This is a genomic window from Streptomyces sp. NRRL S-495 (assembly GCF_000966955.1).
GTDB lineage: Bacteria > Actinomycetota > Actinomycetes > Streptomycetales > Streptomycetaceae > Kitasatospora > Kitasatospora purpeofusca.
Genome location: NZ_JZWY01001261.1, coordinates 1 through 603, shown reverse-complemented (window position 1 = coordinate 603; position 603 = coordinate 1). Strand labels below are relative to the sequence as shown.

The 603-nt window shown below is 75.3% G+C and carries 1 pseudogene; it reads right to left on the bottom strand.

Going from position 1 to position 603, the window contains the following annotated elements:
* Nucleotides 1–581, bottom strand: a pseudogene (locus VR45_RS41020) (hypothetical protein); the annotation flags it as partial.
* Nucleotides 582–603: the final 22 nt, after the last annotated feature.

Genomic DNA, 603 nt, shown 5'->3' with positions numbered 1-603 from the left:
CGGTAGCGCTGAGGGCCGACGGGGACCGCGGGGACGGCGGTCCCCCGGCGGGAGCGCCAGGCGGCGGGGGCCGGGTCCAGTGCGGCTTCCGGCCAGAAACGCCTGCGCTGGAAGGCGTAGGTGGGCAGGTCGACCCGCCGCACGTCGGTGCCGCTCCAACCCGCCGACCAGTCCACCGCCACGCCGCGCAGGTGCAGCGAGGCGAGTGCGGTGCGAACCGCGTCCGACTCGCCCCGGCCGTCGCGCAGCAGCGGCACCGTCCCGGCGCCGCCCGGGCCGGAGCTGGAGTCGGAGGTGGGGTCGGAGGTGGGGTCGGGGTCGGGGAGACAGGCGTGGAGCATGCCCGACAGCACACCGCCCGGTCCGATTTCGAGGTACGTCGTCGTACCCTCGGCCCGCAGCCGGCGGGCCCCTTCCAGGAAGCGCACGGTGCCCCGGACGTGGCGTACCCAGTGGTCGGGGGAGCGGAGTTCTGCGGCGGTGGCCGTACGCCCGGTCAGGTTGGAGACGATCCCGATGCCGGGCGCGTGGTAGGTCAGCGACTCGGCCACGTCCCGGAACGCGTCGAGCATTCCGTCCATCCGGGCGGAGTGGAACGCGTGG